The organism is Acinetobacter sp. ACNIH2 (assembly GCF_002934965.1).
In the GTDB taxonomy this organism is placed as follows: domain Bacteria; phylum Pseudomonadota; class Gammaproteobacteria; order Pseudomonadales; family Moraxellaceae; genus Acinetobacter; species Acinetobacter tandoii.
In genome coordinates this window covers 2,363,278-2,384,011 of record NZ_CP026412.1, presented here as the reverse complement: position 1 = coordinate 2,384,011, position 20,734 = coordinate 2,363,278, and the positions used below count along the sequence as shown (strand labels likewise).

Sequence of the window (20,734 nt, the reverse complement as noted above, 5' to 3'; positions counted from 1 at the left end):
TTCTTTAACTTTTTTATAATGAAATCATGGTACTGTTTATGCTGAATGTTTTTTAATCTATATGTGCTCAAGATAATAATTCATGTTTTGGAGAACACTATGAAAAAAGCAATCGCGATCTCATTACTACTCACTTTTTTTCTAGCAGGCTGTAATACGGTCGCAGGTGTAGGTAAAGACGTTTCCAAAGTTGGGGATGTGGTTACAGACAGCGCGGAAAAATCAGCAGACAAATTATAATCCCCCAAAAGAACATCAAGACCTTATCAAAACGATAAGGTTTTTTTATATCAAAACTCCCTTTCTTGATTCGATTCGCCTATCATAGCAGCATATTTTTCATTTGCTTTTCTGTATGAACCACTCCGAAACACTCGAACTTAGTCTGCAATTACTCCGCCAACCCTCTGTTACGCCTGTCGATCATGACTGTCAAAACATTATGGCTGAGCGTTTAGCAAAAATTGGTTTTAACATTGAACCTATGCGTTTTGATGATGTTGATAATCTTTGGGCGCGCAAAGGGACTGAAGCTCCAGTGTTCTGTTTTGCAGGGCATACAGATGTAGTACCAACAGGCAATTTAAATGCTTGGCACTCAGAACCGTTTATTCCAGAAATCCGTGATGGCAAACTCTATGGTCGTGGTAGTGCAGACATGAAAACTGCATTGGCGGCAATGGTGGTGGCATCAGAACGATTTGTAGCTAAGCACCCAAATCACAAAGGCTCAATCGCATTTTTAATCACCTCTGATGAAGAAGGTCCTGCGATTAATGGAACTGTCAAAGTTATTGAAACGCTAGAAGCTCGCCAAGAAAAAATGACTTGGTGCCTTGTAGGTGAGCCATCAAGTACGCATCATTTAGGTGATATTGTAAAAAATGGTCGTCGTGGTTCATTAAATGCAGTACTGACTGTAAAAGGAAAGCAAGGTCACGTGGCTTACCCTCACCTTGCGATTAATCCAATTCACATGGCTTCTAAAGCTGTTGCAGAACTATGCGATACCGTTTGGGATCAAGGGAATGAATACTTCCCTGCAACTTCTTTCCAAGTTTCTAATATCCAAGCAGGTACAGGTGCAACCAATGTGGTACCTGGGACAATGACGGTGACATTTAACTTCCGCTATTCGACAGAAGTCACAGCAGAAGAATTAAAAGCCCGTGTGTTAGAAATTTTAGATCGTCATGGTTTAACTTACGAAATCCAATGGACACATTCTGGCTTACCATTCCTCACCCCAGTGGGTGAGTTGGTGAATGCTGCGAAAAATGCAATTCGTAATGTTACTGGTCGTGAAACTGAATTATCGACCAGTGGCGGAACATCAGATGGTCGTTTTATTGCACCTACAGGCGCTCAAGTACTTGAACTAGGTGTACTTAATGCCAGCATACATCAAATTGATGAGCACGTTAATGTAGCAGATTTAGAACCTTTGGCTGAAATTTATGAGCAAATTTTAGAAGGCTTATTAGCTTAAGACTTTTGAATAAACAGCGAATAAAAAACCCATGTTGAACATGGGTTTTTTATTGTTAAAGCTTTTATGAGTTAATACCTAAACTGGCTTGAATCTGGACTACATTCGGGACTTGGAACGTTTGTTCGCCCATTCTCACATACTGAAACACCATAGGATCAGTAACTGTCATTTCTTCGTCAACCACCTCAGAAATACGAACACGTACAGATTTCGGCATTTCATTACACATCAAGGCAAAACGCTGATCTACTTCATCACCTTCAATCACCAATGCAACACCTGTCTCTTTTGCAGGATCATTCACCGCATAAACAGGTAATTTTACATCGTGCCACTCTACTGAAGAAACATGTGTCTGGCTATCCAATGCGGAAAGTACAATGTTTTGAGGTAATAACATCGCAACTTTGCCATAACACTGAATGATATAAGCATCAATAAATCCAGTAGAAACTGTAATAAGATGATGTAACTCTTGCTGACTAATTTGGTCTAAAACCGATTTATTCGCGATTTTTCCACTCATCAAATTACCCCTGTTTCACAGTCAAAAGACTTTCTATGTTATTCAACAATTCAGCCTCTTGGAATGGTTTACCCATATAATGAGTTACACCCAAACTAAATGCTCGTTCACGATGCTTTTCACCCGTACGTGATGTAATCATGATAATTGGGAGTTGCTTATGAACTTCGTGGTGACGAATTAAGTTAGTTACTTCAAATCCGTCCATACGTGGCATTTCAATATCTAACAGCATTAAATCAGGTTTGACATTTTCTAACTGCTCCATGGCATCCACACCATCTTTCGCAGTGACGACATCATAACCTTGGCGCTCTAATAGACGTGAAGTAACTTTACGTACTGTAACCGAGTCATCGACAATCATGATTAAACGACGTGTATTGCTATAACGATAAGAATCACGTTGATCATGGCCATGTTTCACACGTTGTGTGGTTTGCACTTGACGGGCAATATTTTGTCCATCCAGAATCAAACACACTTGTCCATCACCTAGAATCGTTGCACCTGCTATCGCACCAATTGCAGCAAATTGCTGGCCAATTGGTTTCACGACAATTTGCGCACGTGAGCCGATCAACTGATCAACCAATAAGGCAATCGTTTGACCACTATTACCCTTAATCAACAATACAGGTAACGAATGAGCAATATTGCTTAAACGCGGTAAAGGCTGATTGGAAACAAATTCAGAAAGATAACGTAACTTATAGCTTTGGTTATCAATTTTGAAATAATCTTCTTTACTATTAAAGTAAGTTTCCAAAGTCGTTGGTGCAATTCGAATGATGCGCTCAATTTGTGCCAAAGGAATTGCAAATTGCTGATCCCCAGATTTCACCATTAAGGCATCACTTACTGCTACAGTCGTTGGAACGCGGATACTAAAACTTGTTCCTTTTCCAAGGGTTGAATCTACAGTGACATGACCACCCAACGCCTTAATCGAGCTTTGTACGACATCCAGACCAACGCCTCGCCCAGAAATTTGGGTAATTTGCTGTGCAGTACTAAAACCTGGATGGAAAATCAACTGTAAAATTTCTTCTTTTTCAAGTAATTGATCTGCTTTCATCAAACCTAAAGAAATGGCTTTTTCCTTGATTCGATTTACGTCAATCCCTTTACCATCGTCATGGAATTCGACTACAACATCCGTACCTTGACGGCTGATATTGAGTTCAATTTTCCCAATTTCAGGTTTGTTTGCCGACTGACGCTGCTCAGGATCTTCAATACCATGGTCGATGGCATTTCGTAACATATGCTCAAGCGGCGTAACTAAACGCTCAAGAATAGTACGATCCAACTCACCTTCAGTATTATTTACAATTAACTCAGCAGGCCGGTTTAGAGTTGAAGCAGTCTGACGCACAATACGTTGCAAACGAGGCAATAAGCGTGAGAATGGAACCAAGCGAGTTCGCATTAAGCCTTCTTGAATTTCGGCCTGAATACGGGATTGCTGTAATAACAAACCCTCTGTATCACGAATTTTCTCAGCCAATGTACTCTTGAAGTCGACCAAGTCGGATGCAGATTCCGCCAAGGATTTAGACAACTGATTTAATGATGAATATTGGTCCATTTCCAATGGGTCAAAGTCGGCATATCGCCCGCCTTCACTGCCATGTTTGGCAATAATTTGTGACTCTAATTCACCTTCCATTCGACGCAACTGGTCGGCAAGACGCTTAATTGCCAATTCCATTTCATTCAATGTATTGCCTAATTGACCAAGATCCATTTCAATACGTGAACGGTTAATCGAATTTTCACCAGATAAATCAATCATTTTCTCAATCAAATCTGCTGAAATTCGAATCATTTCATTCGATTGATCATTGGCCCCAAAACTTTCCCACTCACCCATCATAGCTGGTGGCTCTGTTCCATCCCCTTGAATAAACTCAAAGCTTGGTGCAGTTATTGGTGCATAATCAGGGCTGTTTCGCGTTGGTAATTGAACAGTAACATCTGCATATTCAATCGCTTCCAAACCTGCTTTTAAACTGTCAAAATTACTATAATCATGATCAAAAATAGCATGTCTTAACCATGTAATCGTGGTTTTGAGTAGTGGATCATAAATATTTGAATTGAAGTGATGAACAGCGAACTGTTCGAAGGCGCTTTCTAAACGATATGCAATCGCCCCTACAGGCTCAATTTCAACCATACGTGCACCACCTTTGAGGCTGTGCGCTGCGCGTTGCAATTGAAGCAATAAACTACGGTCACTACGTTGCTCAAACCAATTCTGCAACAGTTTTTCCATTGTATCGAAAATTTCTGCCGCTTCTTCGAAGAATGTTTCTTCAACAATTGAGCGTACACTCTCATCAAATGCTAAAGATTCAACGTCTTGAACTGATGGCTCAACAGTGTTCGGTTGTGGTACGGGTTCAACCCAATCTGGAGTTTCAGATTCTTCTTCAAATGAACTAACTTCTGCATGTACAGGCTGTACAACTGGAGGCTCATTAGTCGCTGCTTCATATACAGCCACATGTTCAACAGCAGGCAGTTTTTGTTCTGTAACCACTTCCGTATCAGTAGATACCACAGCACCAGCAACCAATGCATGAATATTATTTAAAATATCAATTGCTTCAGGAGCCGGATAATCAACTTTTTCTTCTCGAATCGTTTGAATACGGTCAGCAATGTTGTCTTGAACTAAACGAACAATCTGGATCAGCGCAGGCGATGCCTGAATTTGCTGATTGATAATACGTTCATAAATAGTTTCTAATTCATGTGCAATTAAACCAATATGCGTCGCTTGAATCATATTTGCGCCACCCTTCAGGGTATGCAAATATCGCATTAAATTATTCAATGCTGCGGTATTAGACTGATCACTGCTCCATGTATGTACATCTTGGTCAATCCCCATGAGTAGCTCATCTGCTTCCTCAAGGAAGATATCCAAAAGATCATCGTCAAATTGACGATTAGCTTCATCTGTATCAACTAATTTCGCATCACTATGCAGGCGTTTTGACAAAGCCGCAAAGTCAACAACTGCAGTCTGAGGGCCAGACTCACTCATTAACTCTGTTTCAAGTTCAGAAGTATTCTCTACAGATGGATTTTCTTCAACTGAATCAAAAATTTCCAGGTCTTGCTGCACAAATGCAGTTAAATTCTGAAGCACTTGTTCTGCTGGTGTAGATAAACTTATGCGCTGACCCGCAGCCAGCGTATCAAACAGATAAATAAATTCTTGATGCGCCTGAGCGAATAGCTCATATGCATAGTCAATGTTGAGTAATGTTGGTTTAGCTAAAAGAGCTTGGTAACACTTATCTAAAACCTGAATAAAATCATGAATCCCTTGTGAAGCACGGTTATTGGTATGCTCCGCGAGTAAATTCGCTTTTTGACTTAATTGCTCTACATAAATAGGAAATTCATTTTTAATGCGTTTTTCAAACTCTAGCTCTGCATCCAATAACAGATCAATATCTAATTCTATTAATTTCGATACCAAACCTTGTGGATTTGCACTAGATTCAAATTCTTCTTGATTAAAACCGTAATTTTCCCATGCCTGATTAAATGTTTGATCAATTTGATTTAAATTTTCAACTTTACCCTGACGTAAAATATGTAAATAGTCACGCACAAATTCAGCATATTGAATAAGTAATGCTGTCTCATTTGAAGTTGAAACGATTTCTTCTTGTAAAAGCGTCTTAAATAAATTTTCAACTTTTGAACTGGCATCAAAAATTTGCTGGATATGCGCCATAGACGAACTACCACGCAAAGTATGCAAGGCACGAATCAGTCCATTATAATCAAGCACTTCGTCAGTATCTTGTTTCAAGAAGCGGTCAATCGTTGCAAGATGTTCTTCAGCTTCTTCAATGAAAATGGATGTCGTCACTTCTTGTAGATCGCTTGATTCAGCAACCACTGCTTCTTCCACCAATGCAATTTCTGCTTGAGAAGAATTTAATTCCAGTCCAGTCAAATCATCTGGAGATCTGAGTTGATCTGCTAAAGATAACAATTCTTCAAGTGCAGGTTCAATTGATTGACCTTGTTGTAGCTGCTGCCCCAATAGCACCAGAGGTCTTAAATCAATTTCTATGGGTTTGACCGCTTTGAACTGAGGATAAAGCTTAAATTGAAAAACGCGATAAACCGTTTCAGCAAATTTCTGAATCTTAAGCTCTAAAGGTACAGAACCGAAAATAACACGATTTAAAGTATCTTCGACAGCCCAAGCCACCTCACCAGCAGACTTTGCCCCCACCATTCGCCCCGAGCCTTTCAAGGTATGAAAATGGCGTCGAATAATCGTTAAAGTATCCTGATCAGAAGGATTTGCTAACCACTGTTCAAAAATGGTATCTAATTCTTCAAAAATTTCTTCAATTTCTTCTACAAAGATCTCTAGAATTTCAGCATCTTGGTCAAGATAACTATCTTCTGGAAGCGTTGTCGTATCGACTAAATTTTTTAATATTTCTTTCATAGCTTTGGCTTCTTACGTTTCTCGCCACCATAAAAGGCGCTAAAACCTGAGTGTAATCATCACGCTGCACCACATTTGCAAATACAGCGCTTCGATGCTTAAAACTAGATGCATATTCCGACCTATGTCAGATCGGAATACCATAGATTAGCTAACTTATTCAGGTAGTTTGAAGTCAGTTACAGATTCACGTAGTGATTCCGCCATATTGGCAAGTTCAGAAACCGAACGTGCTGTGTCGAAAGTCGCTGTTGTAGTCTGTGACGTAATTTCTTGTACAACGTTCATCGTGGTTGCAATATGACCCGCTGATGCTGATTGCAGTTTTGCTGCATCCGAAATGCTTGCAATCAGTTTTGCCAAGTTCCCCGATACGTTTTGAATCTCATCTAGTGCTACACCAGCATCTTTAGACAAGTTCGCACCACGGACAACTTCCGAAGTCGTTTGTTCCATTGAAATAACGGCTTCGTTGGTATCTGTTTGAATCGTTTTTACCAGTGTTTCAATCTGCTTGGTTGCAGAGGCAGAACGTTCTGCAAGACGCTGTACTTCATCAGCTACGACCGCGAAACCACGACCAGCTTCACCCGCCATAGATGCCTGAATGGCTGCATTTAATGCCAAGATGTTCGTTTGGTCTGCAATATCGTTAATCAGGGCAACAATGTTACCAATTTCTTGAGATGATTCACCCAAACGTTTAATACGTTTTGATGTTTCTTGAATCTGCTCACGAATGATATCCATACCTTCAATTGAACGGTTTACAACTTCTGCACCATTGGTCGCAATCTGTACTGAACGTTCTGCTACCGTAGCTGATTCTGATGCGTTGGCAGATACTTGGTCAATTGACATTGCCATTTCATTAATTGCCGCTGATGCGCCTGCAATTTCTTGTGCTTGGTGCTCAGAAGCTTCGGCTAACTGGTTGGTAATGACCTGAGTATTTTGCGTATAGTGTGCAACCTCTGCAGAAGTTTCAGTAATACGCGAAACTAACTCACGTAATTGGTCGATCGCGAAGTTGATCGAGTCGGCAATTGCACCTGTAAAATCTTCAGATACCGTTGCATATGAACGTAAGTCACCATCTGCTAAGTCAGCAATTTCATCTAGTAAACGTAAAATCGCATTCTGGTTACGGTCATATTCTTCTTGTAAACGTGATACACGAACCTTATCGGCTTCACCACGAAGTGCTAGTAATTTAAATCCGCAGAATAAGAAACCAATCAATGCCAGAATTAGGCCCAAGGCAGGAATTGCAATTAACCAACCTGTACCGCCAGATAACTTGTTTAAGTTTGTTAACAATGCATCTGATTGTTCAAAAATTGAAGAAGAAGCTTGACGTACTTTTACAATTTGCGTGGAGTTCTTTAAAACTGTTGCTGCTGCAGATTTTAATACTTCATCATATTCCGCTTTAATACCGTCTAAAGATTCACGTAAAGCAGGTTCTGTAATCTGTTGTACACCTAGTTCTGCACTACCATTAATTTGCGCATTCAAATACGAACCAAATGTTTCAGTGTCCGCACTAAAGTCATCTGCTGATGCACTTGAGTTAGTAGTACCTGTTAATACCGAGTTAATCGAACGTAAAATACGTTCCGCAATAAACACCTGGTTTTTCGCAATAACTACCTGACTACTTGGCATATTTTGACGTGCCATTTGGTCAACCATCAAGTTATATTCAGCCTGAATACCTGGAATACTTTCACTGATTGCAATGTTAGTGTCATATAACTGATTAATGATTTTTTGTTGTGAAGCAATTAAATCAATATTTTCAGAAACTTTTTTCCATTGTGCATCGACTTCACGTAGTGCAGGAGTACTCGCTTGGATATCGTTAACCGTTTCAAGGTTTTCAGCGAAAGCCTTTTGCGAATCTGTCAATTTTTTAATTGCTTCTGGTGTACCAGAAGCAGTTGCCTCTGTCGCTTGACGCGAAATCGTTTGTGATAAAAGACGTAAATCACCCAAACTACGGGTAAATTCGTTATTACGCGGTACGCTATAGAATAGATATAACAGAAGGAATAGGGCCAAGATGATACAAAACGCTGCACCCAAAATTAATGGTTTGGACTTTTCACTGTCACCGAATACACGTGAAAACTGTTCCGTCTGTGATTGAATTTTTGCTACTAAAGCATTACCACCCGCACGGTTGGTACTTTCACCTGCATTTTTCTTTTTTAGTTTAAAGCCCATGCAGCTTCTCCCCGAATTTTGCCTTCATTCTTAATGAGTTGGACTATTTAATTTATAAGTTTTATAGATGCGTTCATATATTTTGGATTTTGCAATAAACGACTAAATAAGAAAACATGCCATTGTTGGTTATGTTGATGAAAATACCCTTGGCAATATTCTTGTAAATTACTATCTAAATCTTTGTGTTTAGAAAAGAAACTTTTCTTATTAAAGTGTTGAATGCCCAAAACCTGATCGACGACTAATCCGACATAATGATCATGATGACTGATACATAAGACTTTTTGTGTCGGTGAATATTGGCTTCGATGTCCAGAAATATAATGAGACAAATCTGCAACTGAGAGCAATCGTCCACGAATATTAGCCAATCCCATCACCCATGACTGGGTATTTGGCACTGGCGTATATTTAGGTGGATAAATAACTTCCGAAACCTCACCTAGAGGGGCAACGAAATATTGCCCCATCATTTCAAATGCAATCCCTGACCATCGGTTTACTTCATTCTCAGTCGAAACGTAGTTTTTATTACCACGTTTCGCCAAGCGAAGTAATTCGATAAATCCGTTCGCTGCCATAGTTTATCCTGCGTTGAGGTGCTGCTTAATGGTGTCAATCAATTGCTGTTCATCAATTGGCTTAGTTAAGTAATCACATGCCCCTTGACGTTTACCCCAAACACGGTCAGTTGCCTGATCTTTGGTACTCACAATCACAACAGGAATATGTTTGGTTGTTTCACCACGCGCAATTTGACGCGTTGCCTGAAAACCATTTACACCAGGCATCACCACATCCATAAGCACCAGATCAGGAAGTTCTGCTTGTGCCATTGTTACCCCATCTGCACCATTTGAAGCTTCAATAACTTCAAATCCGTGCTTGCCTAATATCTCTCTGAAACGAAATGTTTCAGTAGGCGAATCATCTACAACCAAAATACGAGCCATGCTCTTCCCCAATACAAAACTTATGCTGTTACGTGATTACGAATTGCGTTTAAAAGTTCATCTTTACTGAATGGTTTTGTTAAATATTCATCAGAACCGACAACACGTCCTTTAGCCTGATCAAATAAACCATCTTTACTCGATAGCATAATGACAGGAATATTTTGATAATTTTGCGAATTTTTAATCAATGCACAAGTTTGATAGCCATCTAGACGTGGCATCATGATGTCGACAAAAACAATATCTGGATTTGCTTCAGCAATCTTTGATAAAGCCTCAAAACCATCTACTGCGGTAACAACTTCACAACCTTCACGTTGTAATAATGTTTCTGCTGTACGGCGAATGGTTTTTGAATCATCAATTACCATGACTTTTAGATTTTGAAATTTATCGTCCATTTAATGACCCGTCCAATTTTTAGAATGTACATACATTTGGTATATGAAGTTTTATTACAAGTTGCTAACATTTTTAACATATATTTACTTGTATTTTCAATGAACAGTTTCGAACTAATTCGACACTTTTTACTAATTTAACCTACAATTTCACACTTTCATTCATTCCAATATTTTTTTTAATGAATAGAGGTTTTTTCTTCGCCAGATTAGTTCTAATATAACTTTATTATTACTTAAAAATAAGTAATTTAGTCAACTTTAACTTTTTGTGGGGGATTCAATGAAAAGTCAGTTTAGTCGAAAACTTGCTTTCATTGCAGAAAAGGAAATGGCATTTAAACTTTTGCTGATTAGCCTGTTGCTCCTCCAATCAGCATTTACTTTTGCTGAAGAAGTAAAAGCCGTTTGGTATCGTTATTACGATAACAAAGGTGTGGCGAATATCAGTACCAGTGTTACCCCTAATCATATTCGCTATGGCTATGAAGCACTCGACCGCAATATGCAGGTGATTAAACGTAATCGCCCCTATAATGCGGAAACGGAACAGAAAAAAGCACCTCAACGTGCTGCTCAAGCCAAACAACGTGAAGCTGACTTACGCTTAAAACGTGCCTATACCAACAGCAAGGTTGCTATCAATAAAGGTAATGAAGCTTTAGCCAATATAAAAAAACAAATCAGCTTCCAACAAGACCAGCTCAAACAATTGCAAAATGATCGTATTTTATTTAAACGACAAGAAATGGAATATTTACGTAAAGGCGATCCTGTTCCAGCGATTTTAAAAAGCAACCTCAGCAATAATGCGACCAATATCAGCAATAAAAAAGAGCAAATTCAGTCTTTACAAACCAACTATCGCAATACGCAAGCTGAATACGCGAATATAATTGCGCGCTTAAAAGCCATGGAAAACTAATCCTGCAATGAAGTAAGGACATTTTTGATGCAGTATGCACCCCGTTTATTTAAATCATCCGCTCTCACGATTTGTCTTTTACTCGCTGCTTGTCAAAAACAACCCGAAACACTTCCCCCCAGTGAAAATAAGAAGATTGAGCTTATTCAACAAGATCTAGTTGCAATTAATTTTGGTCAATCTGTAGAAAGAACCCCATTTACAGGCAGCATTCGCGCTGTAAATCAAAGCAGCTTGCAATCTCAAGTGACAGCCACCGCAACTTTAGTCCGTGCCAATGTTGGTGATGCTGTACAACAAGGTCAGATCTTAATCCAACTCAACAATCAAGATAATGAAGCTCGTCTAGCTCAAGCGAAAGCAAATTTGGCTGCAGCTAAAGCACAAGCCAACCTTGCTCAGAACATGATGAAACGTAAGCAACGGTTACTTGATCAGGGCTTTATCTCTAGAGTTGAATTTGAACAAAATCAGGTGGACTATCAGGCGCAATTAGAAAATGCTAAGGCGCAACAAGCTGCTGTTGATATTGCACTGAAAGCTGAACAAGATGGGACTTTGCGTAGCCCTATAACAGGCGTTGTCACCAAACGTCAGGTTGAACCTGGTCAAACCGTCGCGGCGGGTCAAACCTTATTTGAAATCGTTGACCCAACAAAGTTAGAACTTCAAGCGCGTTTACCAAGTGATCAGCGCAATGCTTTAAAAGTAGGGCAAAAAATTGAATACCGCATACAAGGAAGTCCTGAAACACTGACCGCAACACTCAGTCGTATTTCACCACTGGCGGATTTAAATAGTCGTCAAATTGAGTTTTATGCCACACCAAACTCAGAGCTTAATCCATTAAGTATAGGCGCATTTGTTGAAGGTAATATTCTGGCAGTACCTTCTGCATCGGGACAATTAATTCCCTTAGACACGATTCAAAATCTTGAACAAAAGCCTTATGTCTGGGTGATTCGCCAGCAAAAAATTGAACGCGTTCCTATACAAATACTTGAACAGCGCTATAGCGAAAATACGGCTGTCGTCTCTGGACTGACCAGTGGCGATCAAATTAGCCGCGTAAAGTTCAACGATGATGATCTTCATAAAACCGTTACGATTCAGCGAACTAAATAAGTTTAGGGTCTCAAAATGTGGTTAACCCGTATCAGCGTAAAATATCCTGTCTTTACTATCATGATGATGTTATCGCTGATGGTGCTCGGCTTAGCTTCTTGGCAACGCATGAGCGTGGAGGAATTTCCTGATGTCGACTTTCCATTTGTTGTTGTGCATACCACTTATCCCGGTGCTTCGCCTGAAACCATTGAATCTGAAATTACCAAAAAAATGGAAGATCAGATCAATACCATTTCAGGGCTAAAGCAGGTCATTTCACAGTCCAGTGAAGGGCTTTCCACCATCATTGTTGAGTTTAACTTAGACGTTCCCTCTGCTGTTGCTGCTCAAGATATTCGTGACAAAATAGCGCCTGTGACTGCTGAATTTCGAGATGAAATTCAGGATCCTGTGGTAGAACGCTATGACCCGACTGCCAGTGCAATTATGTCAATTGTATTTGAGTCCAATAGCCAGTCCTTACGTGAGCTCAGTACCTATATTGACCAACGGATTGTGCCCGAATTACAAACGGTATCTGGCGTGGGTGCGGTTAACTTATTAGGCGATAGCCAGCGTCAAATTCGAGTTGTCATTGATCCATACAAGTTACAAAGCTACGGCATTGGCATCGATCAAGTCATTAACACCTTAAAAAGTGAAAATATTGAAGTTCCAGGTGGCACCCTCAAACAAGCAAACTCCGAACTTGTGGTCGAAATCAAATCCAAAGTCATTCATCCCTACGCTTTTGGGGATTTAATTGTTGCCACCAAAAATGGCAGTCCGATTTTTTTAAAACAAGTTGCGACTGTTGAAGACAGTCAGGCAGAACTTGACTCTAGCGCTTTTTTAAATGGCAACCCTGCTGTCGCGGTTGATGTATTGCGCAACTCCGATTCAAATATTATTCAAGTGGTGGATGGCACCCGTAAAGCCTTAGCCAAGATTGAACAACAACTCCCCAAGGGCATCAGTGTCAAAGTCGTAGTCGATAGCTCTCAAGGCATTCGTGGCAGCATTCAAGATGTCACCCGAACCATTCTTGAGGGTGCAATACTCGCGGTGTTCATCGTCTTACTTTTTCTTGGCTCCTTCCGCTCTACCATTATTACAGGCATGACCCTACCCATCTCTTTATTGGGTACTTTAGCCATGATTTGGGCTTTCGGCTTTAGCATTAATATGATGACGCTCTTAGCTTTGTCGCTCAGCATTGGCTTACTGATTGATGATGCGATTGTGGTTAGGGAGAATATTGTTCGCCATGCCGATATGGGTAAAGATCACGTTAGTGCTGCCTTGGATGGAACCAAAGAAATTGGCTTAGCGGTCTTAGCCACCACCTTAACCATTGTGGCAGTATTTTTACCTGTTGCTTTTATGGGCGGTATTATCGGTCGTTTCTTTTACCAATTTGGAGTAACGGTCAGTACAGCCGTACTGATTTCCATGTTTGTCAGTTTCACCCTTGATCCCATGCTCTCTGCGCATTGGACAGATTCAGGCAAAAAATCTAAAAAACCAAACCTATTAAGCCGCTTCTTTGATGTCATTGCACATCTGCTAGAGCGTATCACCCACGTTTACGAGTACTTATTAAAACTGGCACTGCGTTTTCGGTTAATCACGCTCATGATTGCGATTGCCTCCCTTTTTGGAGCTCTCGCTTTATCTAAAATGATTGGTACCGAATTTGTACCTACGCCAGATAAAGCTCAGATTCGCATAAAATTTGAAACGCCAGTCAATGCCTCTTTGGAATATTCGCAGGCCAAACTGTTACAGGTCGAGCAAATTCTAAGACAGAACCCTGAAGTACTCGGTACTTATGGCGTGATTAATGGCGTTACAGATCGTGGGAAAAACCACGTTAGCCTACATGTGACAGTAACGCCACGCCAACAGCGTAATAAAACACTGATTCAATTGAATAATGAATTCCGTGATCGACTTAAAAGCATTGCAGGAATTCGTGTGACTTCGGTTGCCTCTGCCGATGAAAATGTTTCTGGCGGACAAAAACCGATCATGATTTCGATTAAAGGACCTGACTTAAACCAACTACAAAAAATATCAGATCAGTTCATGCAACAAGTTGCTCAAGTTCGAGGCGTGGTCGATTTAGAAAGTTCACTCAAAGAACCTAAAGCCACTTTGGCCGTCCATATTAATCGGGTTTTAGCGAATGATTTAGGTTTATCTGTCAATCAAATTGCCAATGTTGTACGCCCGTTAATTGCAGGAGATGATGTCACGTCTTGGCAAGATGACAAAGGTGAAACCTATGATGTCAATGTTCGATTAGCTGAAAGCCAACGTAGCCTACCGAATGATTTAGGCAATTTATACATTAACTCTGCGAAACAAGATCAGTCAGGACAAAATATTTTAGTGCCTCTTGGCAGTATCGCGAGCCTAGAACAAACCTTAGGGGCTTCTCAGATTAATCGTCGTGATTTGGCACGAGAAGTCTTAGTTGAAGCCAATACGGCTGGGCGCCCTGCGGGTGATATTGGTGCCGATATACAAAAAATTCAGGATAATTTTAAACTGCCTGCGGGCTATAGCTTCGATACTCAAGGAGCAAATGCCGATATGGCTGAATCGGCGGGCTATGCACTCACGGCAATTACCTTATCAATTGTGTTTATTTATATTGTTTTAGGTTCACAGTTTAATAGCTTTATTCACCCTGCTGCGATTATGGCCTCACTCCCACTATCGCTGATTGGGGTATTTTTAGCCCTGTTCTTGTTCAATTCGACCATGAATCTATTCTCCATTATTGGCATCATTATGCTGATGGGACTGGTCACCAAAAATGCCATCTTACTCATCGATTTTATTAAAAAAGCCATGGAGTCTGGCAGCAGTCGTTATGATGCGATTTTACAAGCAGGTAAAACCCGTTTACGTCCAATTTTAATGACCACCAGTGCCATGGTCATGGGGATGATTCCGCTAGCGCTCGGACTCGGTGAAGGTGGTGAGCAAAGTGCCCCTATGGCGCATGCTGTGATTGGTGGAATCATTACCTCTACCCTGCTCACCTTGGTGGTGGTTCCTGTCATCTTTACCTACTTAGATGACTTTAAGAATTTTCTACTTCGTCTCAAACAGAAAATCATGGCATAATCCATGGCAGTTCAATGGACAGTCAGCATCGAATGACTGTTTCATTTTAGATTGGATTATCCTTCACGATTAATATTAGGACAGTATTCATGCGCGCGAGTCGCTTTTTATTTGCAACGTTAAGAGAAACCCCAAACGATGCTGAAGTTATTTCACATCAACTTATGCTCCGTGCGGGCATGATTCGTAAATTGGCTTCAGGTTTATACACTTGGCTGCCGATGGGCGTACGTGTGCTAAATAAAGTTGAAGCGATTGTACGTGAAGAAATGAACCGTTCAGGCTCACTTGAAGTATTCATGCCCGTAGCGCAACCTGCCAGCCTATGGGAAGAGTCTGGTCGTTATGTACAATACGGTCCAGAATTATTACGTTTCAAAGATCGTCATGATAATCCATTCGTTTTGGGTCCTACCCATGAAGAGGTGATTACGGATTTAGCACGTAATGAATTAAAAAGTTATAAGCAATTACCAATCAATTTCTACCAAATTCAGACCAAATTCCGTGATGAAATTCGTCCACGCTTTGGTGTAATGCGTTCACGCGAATTCATTATGAAAGATGCTTATTCTTTCCATGCAGATCAAGCCTCTTTGCAAGAAACTTATGATTTAATGTATCAAACCTATTGCAACATTTTCACCCGTTTAGGTTTGGATTTCCGTCCAGTACAAGCGGATACAGGTTCAATTGGTGGTTCAGGTTCACATGAATTCCACGTTTTGGCTTCAAGCGGTGAAGATGATATCGCTTTCTCAACTGAATCAAACTATGCAGCCAACATTGAAATGGCTGAAGCAATATTGGTCGGTGAACGCGCTGCTCCAACCCAAGCTTTGGAAATTGTCGATACACCAAATCAGAAAACCATTGCAGATGTCTCTGCATTCTTAAATTCTGATCCTGCACACTCTGTTAAAGCATTGTTGGTACAAGGTGTAACAGATGAGAACGGTCAAACTCCAGTTATCGCTTTATTCTTGCGTGGTGATCATGAGCTGAATGAAATTAAAGCTGAGAAGCACCCACTCATTGCATCGCCATTAACATTTGCAACTGACGAGCAACTTGCAGCGTTTGGTTTAACTGCTGGTTTCTGTGGACCACAAGGTTTAGTTGAAAAAGGTTTAACGGTAATTGTTGACCGTGCTGCATCGGTACTGTCTGACTTTGTGGCGGGTGCCAATGAAGCAGACAAACATGCAACTGGTGTAAACTGGGAACGTGATGCTCAATTCACCGAAGTTTATGACTTACGTAATGTGGTTGAAGGCGATCCATCTCCAGACGGTAAAGGTACGTTGCAAATTAAACGCGGAATTGAAGTTGGTCATATTTTCCAATTGGGTCAAAAATACTCAGAAGCTTTAGGCTGCAAGGTATTGGGCGAAGATGGCAAACCATTTACTGTCACTATGGGTTGTTATGGCATTGGGGTTACACGTGTGGTGGCTTCTGCAATCGAACAGAATTTTGATGAGAAAGGTATCATCTGGCCAGCAGCAATTGCACCGTTTGAAGTCGCAATTGTGCCGATGAATGCACACAAATCTCCGCGTACTTTAGAAGCTGCTGAAGCTTTATATGCCGAGTTAGCTGCTGCGGGTTATGATGTATTACTCGATGATCGTAACGAACGTCCTGGCGTGAAATTCTCAGATCTTGAATTAACAGGTATTCCACACCGTATCGTGATTGGTGAGAAAGGTCTAGATGCAGGCACGTTTGAATATAAAGGCCGTACCGATGCAGAATCTGTAAACATTTCTAAAGATGAATTATTAACAAAAATTGCCAAGTAATTTTTTCCTTAGAATAAAAAAATCCCGCAAGTTGCGGGATTTTTTTGTTAAAACTGAATTAACAAAATTTCATGCCACCAAAACAGTTGGAACGGAAATTTTGCCCTTGCAAGGTTAAATTGGTCAGTGGGAAATCCAAAGTCGTGCTATTCATAGGGACATTACCCACCACCAAAGCAGAGCCTCCTACACATCCCGTTAATAAATTTCCACAATTTCGTGGATGCTCGGTTAAGTCTTTATTAATCCCAGCAATGGTTTGCTTTAACACCTCATTGGTAATCGCGACTTGCGTCGTTGGACTTAAACTTCCCAATTCCACTTCATCTTCCATCGACAACCACCACCCCTGATTGGCTGCAACAGCGGCACCCGGCCATAAGATCTTTTGTGATTGTAATGATAAGGATGCAGGGTTATTTAAGTATAAAGCATGAATTAAACCCAAATTCTGATTGACCGTAATGTCAGTTTTCAAACCTGTAATGTTGCCTGTTACCTGCTTATCCAAATTCAAAAAACCAGCCACTGTCGCCTTTAATTGTCCGCTAAAGTCAATCTGCCCAACTGTCCCGCTGCCTTTTAAAACTACATCTTTTAGTCTCGTTCCCGACACAATGGTAGAGTTAATCGTAAAAGGAGCCGAAGTTGAAGAAAGGCTTAAATTATAATTATTCGAGGTATAAGAAATATCATAACAAGGGTCTAAAAAACCATCGACACACGTTGTTCCAGAACTACTTCCCAATAATCGGCCTTGCACAATACCATTAATCGTTAACCCTGTATCTGCATACGTCATGTTACGTGCCTGAGTTACAGCTGTACCAGAGGCGGTTTTAGTCTTCATGTAGCCACTAAAAGTGTTAATTCCATTGGGTGTTGCAGAGTTTTCTGTACCCAAAGTCATGAGTCCTGAAATCTTCTCGGCACTGACCCGAAATCCCACCACTTCACGCGTCGCTGCCGAACTTGGATTTTTTATCGCAAATTGTAAAAATGGATTGGTAATTTTAGCCGAAGTTGCTGCTCGTTCATCAGAAGTATAATTTGCGTTCGCAGGTAAACCACTTAAAGAAATATTATCAATATCAATATCACAACTACTGGCTCGCACGCTGTTGTTGACTCCACCACAGCCCAATGCCAATTTATTGATATTGGCATTCAACTCCATAACTGCTTCCAAACCTAACTTATAAAAACCAATATTAGATTGATTATAAGTGTCCCCTTTTTGATCGGTTTGTGTAGTGCCCTGTAAATACTGCAAGGTTAATAAAGCTTGACCCGATACATCCGATAGCTCCTGATCAGATAGGCTTTGCAAACTCTTTGCCATGACAGGTGTAATAGCGGTAGCCAGTAAAATGCTTATTAATAATTTCGTCTTCATGACCACTTAAATTCCTTTCATTCTTTTTATCTTGGTGTAATGCCAAAACTGCTACGAATATTCCCACCAGTGAACACCATTGTGCCTAAATTCTGAGCGCGATCTGCTGTCGGGTATAAATTAACATCGGCTTTTAAGACACCTGCTGCCTGATTAGTCGGGTTCAAGCGAATGTTATTATTAAATTTGATTTGATCCTTCTCTACCAAAATTTTGGCATTCAAATCAAGCTCGCCTTGAATTCGATCAAAACCAATGGTGGCATTATCTTGCACATTGGTAAAATGCAGGTAGTTTTTATTGGTGGTAGCATCAGACGCATTCAGCTTAATATTGCCCTGAATCGCCAAATGATTATCTGCTGCTGTACCCGGTAAAATGTTCAATTGTGCTGAAGAGTCCAAACGTAATGCCAAGCCAAATAACACATCATCCGTATTGGTAAAACTATTGGCAGGAACAAAACAATTTAAGCTGGTTGTTGCGACATTCGCACAAGCAGCGGCCTCGTAGCGACTGCCAGGTAATTGCCCCAATGCAATTTCAGCCCCCATTGCAATAACTAAACGAGGCAAGTCTAGCTTAATACCTGATTGCTCCATAGCAAGCACACCTTGCGTATCCATGAAGAAATCAATATTGCGTAGCCCCGTATAATAGTTCACCTCTTCCGCAGTATTAAAACTATTTGGTGCACCATCAATCAAAATAATGGAGGTTGTTTTAGTACCTACTGCATCACGCCCCTGAGTGGACATGGTTAATCCAAAACCAATCGCTTCAGCATTATTCGCACCGTAGGTCGTACCATATAAGCCTAAATTGGCATTCAAATTATAGATGGGAATACCCAGCCCCCATGTTGCACTTTGAGAGGTAATTTGATGGCTCGCGTCATTACTGTTATTGGCAATAAACTTAGCATTTCGGGCAATGGCTTGAAAATCCATACCTCGTACTGCAATTGCGACAGCATTCTGTGCATTATTACTCAAGTTATAACGACCAATGCCTGCTTGCTTGCCTAATAATTTGGCAATATTTTGTCCAATTTCAAACTCTAATGATTTGGTTTGTACCGCATTAATATAAATGTCACCAAAATTAATATAAGCCAAATTATTATTAGCAACTAAGCTAGAACCACTTTGGGTACGAATTTGTAACGGTGTTAAATTACCAAACTCGATTGCATAGGAATTCTTACCTGTATGTCCAAGCTCAAATTTTGTGCCTTCTGCTGTCACTACACCAGATGAATTTTTCTCATCACGAGTAAAACTGGTTTTTACGTTCAGATGTAGCCCTGTTGAACCCGCCATTTGATTACTTGATGTTGAAGCCCCTTCTGCTCCACCCAAATTCGTTCGGTCAGCATTAACAGAGATTTCAGCATCTCGGAGTCGTCCCGATGCACCTAAACGGATAATAGAATTGAGTTGGTCTGTATTCTCATTGGCGGTATACAATTTTCCATCATTGCCGACATTGGTTTTATACCTCACATCAATATTAAAACCAGGGCGAGTCTTACCTGGATTATCCAAGTCTTGAACACGCTCAAGGACAACTTCATTCACTGTACTGTCCGAAGCATTTGGAGAGTTGGTAGATAACACCATGCCTTTATTGGCATCTAGATATAAATAACCCGTACCTTTAAAATTAAAATTAAAATCTTTTAAAATAAATTGGTTATATTCATTACCATTTTTTAGTGTATGGAAAATATTGGCATTTTGCAGGCCAAATTCCAAATAAGCTTTATCTTTTGAGTTAAATAAACCACTTCTGGTTTCTAAGACAAAATTCATCGGTGCCCGATTTTGCAGAGTTAAAGCACCTAAAGTATTTTGGCTCGTGCAATCTGCACCACGTGTACCATCACCACAAACCGCCACTTTGGCAATATGCATATTGGCAGGATTAACCACCGCCTCTATCCGCATGCCCGTCTTATTGGCATTGGTGCCCACATCAAGCTTAACTTTTCCGCCAATTTTATTATTATCAATTTTACTCACTTCAATATTATTCAAGGAAAGATTCAAATTCCCTGAAGTACCATTTGAGAAATTGGTATTGTCTTTCCAATTTAATTGGTCAATGGTGACTCGGTCTGTTTCATAACTTAAGCTAATTCCATCCTGCCCTGAAACAGTACGCAAGCTTTGATCTGAAAGTGCTTCTAAAGCATAAATCTGCTGCGCCAATAAAACACTCGAAGCCAACACACTGAGTTTTATAATTTTGTTTGTACTCAT

General features: G+C 40.4%; 14 protein-coding genes. 6 read left to right on the top strand and 8 right to left on the bottom strand.

The window, feature by feature from the left end; translation table 11 throughout:
* Positions 1–99: 99 nt before the first annotated feature.
* The gene (locus C3F34_RS11170; protein ID WP_016167063.1) at positions 100–240 is read left to right on the top strand and encodes an entericidin A/B family lipoprotein; all 141 of its coding nucleotides are present in this window, start codon (positions 100–102) and stop codon (positions 238–240) included.
* A gap of 115 nt (positions 241–355) precedes the next feature.
* The gene (gene dapE, locus C3F34_RS11165; protein WP_044738274.1) at positions 356–1,489 is read left to right on the top strand and encodes a succinyl-diaminopimelate desuccinylase; all 1,134 of its coding nucleotides are present in this window, start codon (positions 356–358) and stop codon (positions 1,487–1,489) included.
* A gap of 64 nt (positions 1,490–1,553) precedes the next feature.
* On the opposite strand, the gene C3F34_RS11160 is transcribed toward dapE, so the two are convergent.
* The 6 genes from C3F34_RS11160 to pilG form a co-directional block, all read right to left on the bottom strand.
* A complete protein-coding gene (locus C3F34_RS11160) occupies positions 1,554–2,018 on the bottom strand; it encodes a hypothetical protein (protein WP_016167065.1) in 465 nt (154 codons plus the stop codon).
* A gap of 4 nt (positions 2,019–2,022) precedes the next feature.
* A complete protein-coding gene (locus C3F34_RS11155) occupies positions 2,023–6,510 on the bottom strand; it encodes an Hpt domain-containing protein (protein WP_104441617.1) in 4,488 nt (1,495 codons plus the stop codon).
* 156 nt (positions 6,511–6,666) lie between these two features.
* Complete coding sequence (locus C3F34_RS11150) at positions 6,667–8,739, bottom strand: methyl-accepting chemotaxis protein (protein WP_016167067.1); 2,073 nt, start codon at positions 8,737–8,739, stop codon at positions 6,667–6,669.
* Between the two features lie 47 nt (positions 8,740–8,786).
* The gene (locus tag C3F34_RS11145) at positions 8,787–9,323 is read right to left on the bottom strand and encodes a chemotaxis protein CheW (RefSeq protein WP_016167068.1); all 537 of its coding nucleotides are present in this window, start codon (positions 9,321–9,323) and stop codon (positions 8,787–8,789) included.
* 3 nt (positions 9,324–9,326) lie between these two features.
* Complete coding sequence (locus C3F34_RS11140) at positions 9,327–9,695, bottom strand: response regulator (protein WP_016167069.1); 369 nt, start codon at positions 9,693–9,695, stop codon at positions 9,327–9,329.
* Positions 9,696–9,715: 20 nt separating this feature from the next.
* Positions 9,716–10,099 carry a twitching motility response regulator PilG gene (pilG, locus tag C3F34_RS11135; RefSeq protein WP_004723803.1) on the bottom strand — a complete coding sequence of 128 codons (384 nt, stop codon included), beginning with the start codon at positions 10,097–10,099 and terminating at the stop codon, positions 9,716–9,718.
* 331 nt (positions 10,100–10,430) lie between these two features.
* Here pilG and C3F34_RS11130 point away from each other — a divergent pair, with 331 nt between their 5' ends.
* The 4 genes from C3F34_RS11130 to C3F34_RS11115 all read left to right on the top strand — a co-directional run bounded on the left by C3F34_RS11130 (position 10,431) and on the right by C3F34_RS11115 (position 17,074).
* Entirely contained in the window at positions 10,431–11,024 is a 594-nt protein-coding gene (locus C3F34_RS11130; protein ID WP_416333172.1) for a hypothetical protein, read from the top strand.
* 27 nt (positions 11,025–11,051) lie between these two features.
* Positions 11,052–12,149, top strand: coding sequence for an efflux RND transporter periplasmic adaptor subunit (locus tag C3F34_RS11125; RefSeq protein ID WP_104441616.1), 1,098 nt, complete (start codon positions 11,052–11,054; stop codon positions 12,147–12,149).
* 15 nt (positions 12,150–12,164) lie between these two features.
* Positions 12,165–15,269, top strand: a complete 3,105-nt coding sequence (locus C3F34_RS11120; RefSeq protein WP_104441615.1) for an efflux RND transporter permease subunit — start codon at positions 12,165–12,167, stop codon at positions 15,267–15,269.
* Positions 15,270–15,358: 89 nt separating this feature from the next.
* Positions 15,359–17,074 carry a proline--tRNA ligase gene (locus C3F34_RS11115; RefSeq protein WP_104441614.1) on the top strand — a complete coding sequence of 572 codons (1,716 nt, stop codon included), beginning with the start codon at positions 15,359–15,361 and terminating at the stop codon, positions 17,072–17,074.
* Positions 17,075–17,132: 58 nt separating this feature from the next.
* Here the strand turns inward: C3F34_RS11115 and C3F34_RS11110 are convergent, their stop codons facing one another.
* Both C3F34_RS11110 and C3F34_RS11105 read right to left on the bottom strand, forming a co-directional pair.
* A complete protein-coding gene (locus tag C3F34_RS11110) occupies positions 17,133–18,470 on the bottom strand; it encodes a hypothetical protein (RefSeq protein WP_044738268.1) in 1,338 nt (445 codons plus the stop codon).
* A 26-nt stretch (positions 18,471–18,496) separates the two neighbouring features.
* The gene (locus C3F34_RS11105; RefSeq protein ID WP_104441613.1) at positions 18,497–20,734 is read right to left on the bottom strand and encodes a DUF6160 family protein; all 2,238 of its coding nucleotides are present in this window, start codon (positions 20,732–20,734) and stop codon (positions 18,497–18,499) included.

Coding starts and splice junctions, on each gene's coding strand:
- C3F34_RS11170 (WP_016167063.1), top strand. CDS start 100: ATGAAAAAAGCAATCGCGATCTCATTACTACTCACTTTTTTTCTAGCA.
- dapE (WP_044738274.1), top strand. CDS start 356: ATGAACCACTCCGAAACACTCGAACTTAGTCTGCAATTACTCCGCCAA.
- C3F34_RS11160 (WP_016167065.1), bottom strand. CDS start 2,018: ATGAGTGGAAAAATCGCGAATAAATCGGTTTTAGACCAAATTAGTCAG.
- C3F34_RS11155 (WP_104441617.1), bottom strand. CDS start 6,510: ATGAAAGAAATATTAAAAAATTTAGTCGATACGACAACGCTTCCAGAA.
- C3F34_RS11150 (WP_016167067.1), bottom strand. CDS start 8,739: ATGGGCTTTAAACTAAAAAAGAAAAATGCAGGTGAAAGTACCAACCGT.
- C3F34_RS11145 (WP_016167068.1), bottom strand. CDS start 9,323: ATGGCAGCGAACGGATTTATCGAATTACTTCGCTTGGCGAAACGTGGT.
- C3F34_RS11140 (WP_016167069.1), bottom strand. CDS start 9,695: ATGGCTCGTATTTTGGTTGTAGATGATTCGCCTACTGAAACATTTCGT.
- pilG (WP_004723803.1), bottom strand. CDS start 10,099: ATGGACGATAAATTTCAAAATCTAAAAGTCATGGTAATTGATGATTCA.
- C3F34_RS11130 (WP_416333172.1), top strand. CDS start 10,431: ATGGCATTTAAACTTTTGCTGATTAGCCTGTTGCTCCTCCAATCAGCA.
- C3F34_RS11125 (WP_104441616.1), top strand. CDS start 11,052: ATGCAGTATGCACCCCGTTTATTTAAATCATCCGCTCTCACGATTTGT.
- C3F34_RS11120 (WP_104441615.1), top strand. CDS start 12,165: ATGTGGTTAACCCGTATCAGCGTAAAATATCCTGTCTTTACTATCATG.
- C3F34_RS11115 (WP_104441614.1), top strand. CDS start 15,359: ATGCGCGCGAGTCGCTTTTTATTTGCAACGTTAAGAGAAACCCCAAAC.
- C3F34_RS11110 (WP_044738268.1), bottom strand. CDS start 18,470: ATGAAGACGAAATTATTAATAAGCATTTTACTGGCTACCGCTATTACA.
- C3F34_RS11105 (WP_104441613.1), bottom strand. CDS start 20,734: ATGAGTACAAACAAAATTATAAAACTCAGTGTGTTGGCTTCGAGTGTT.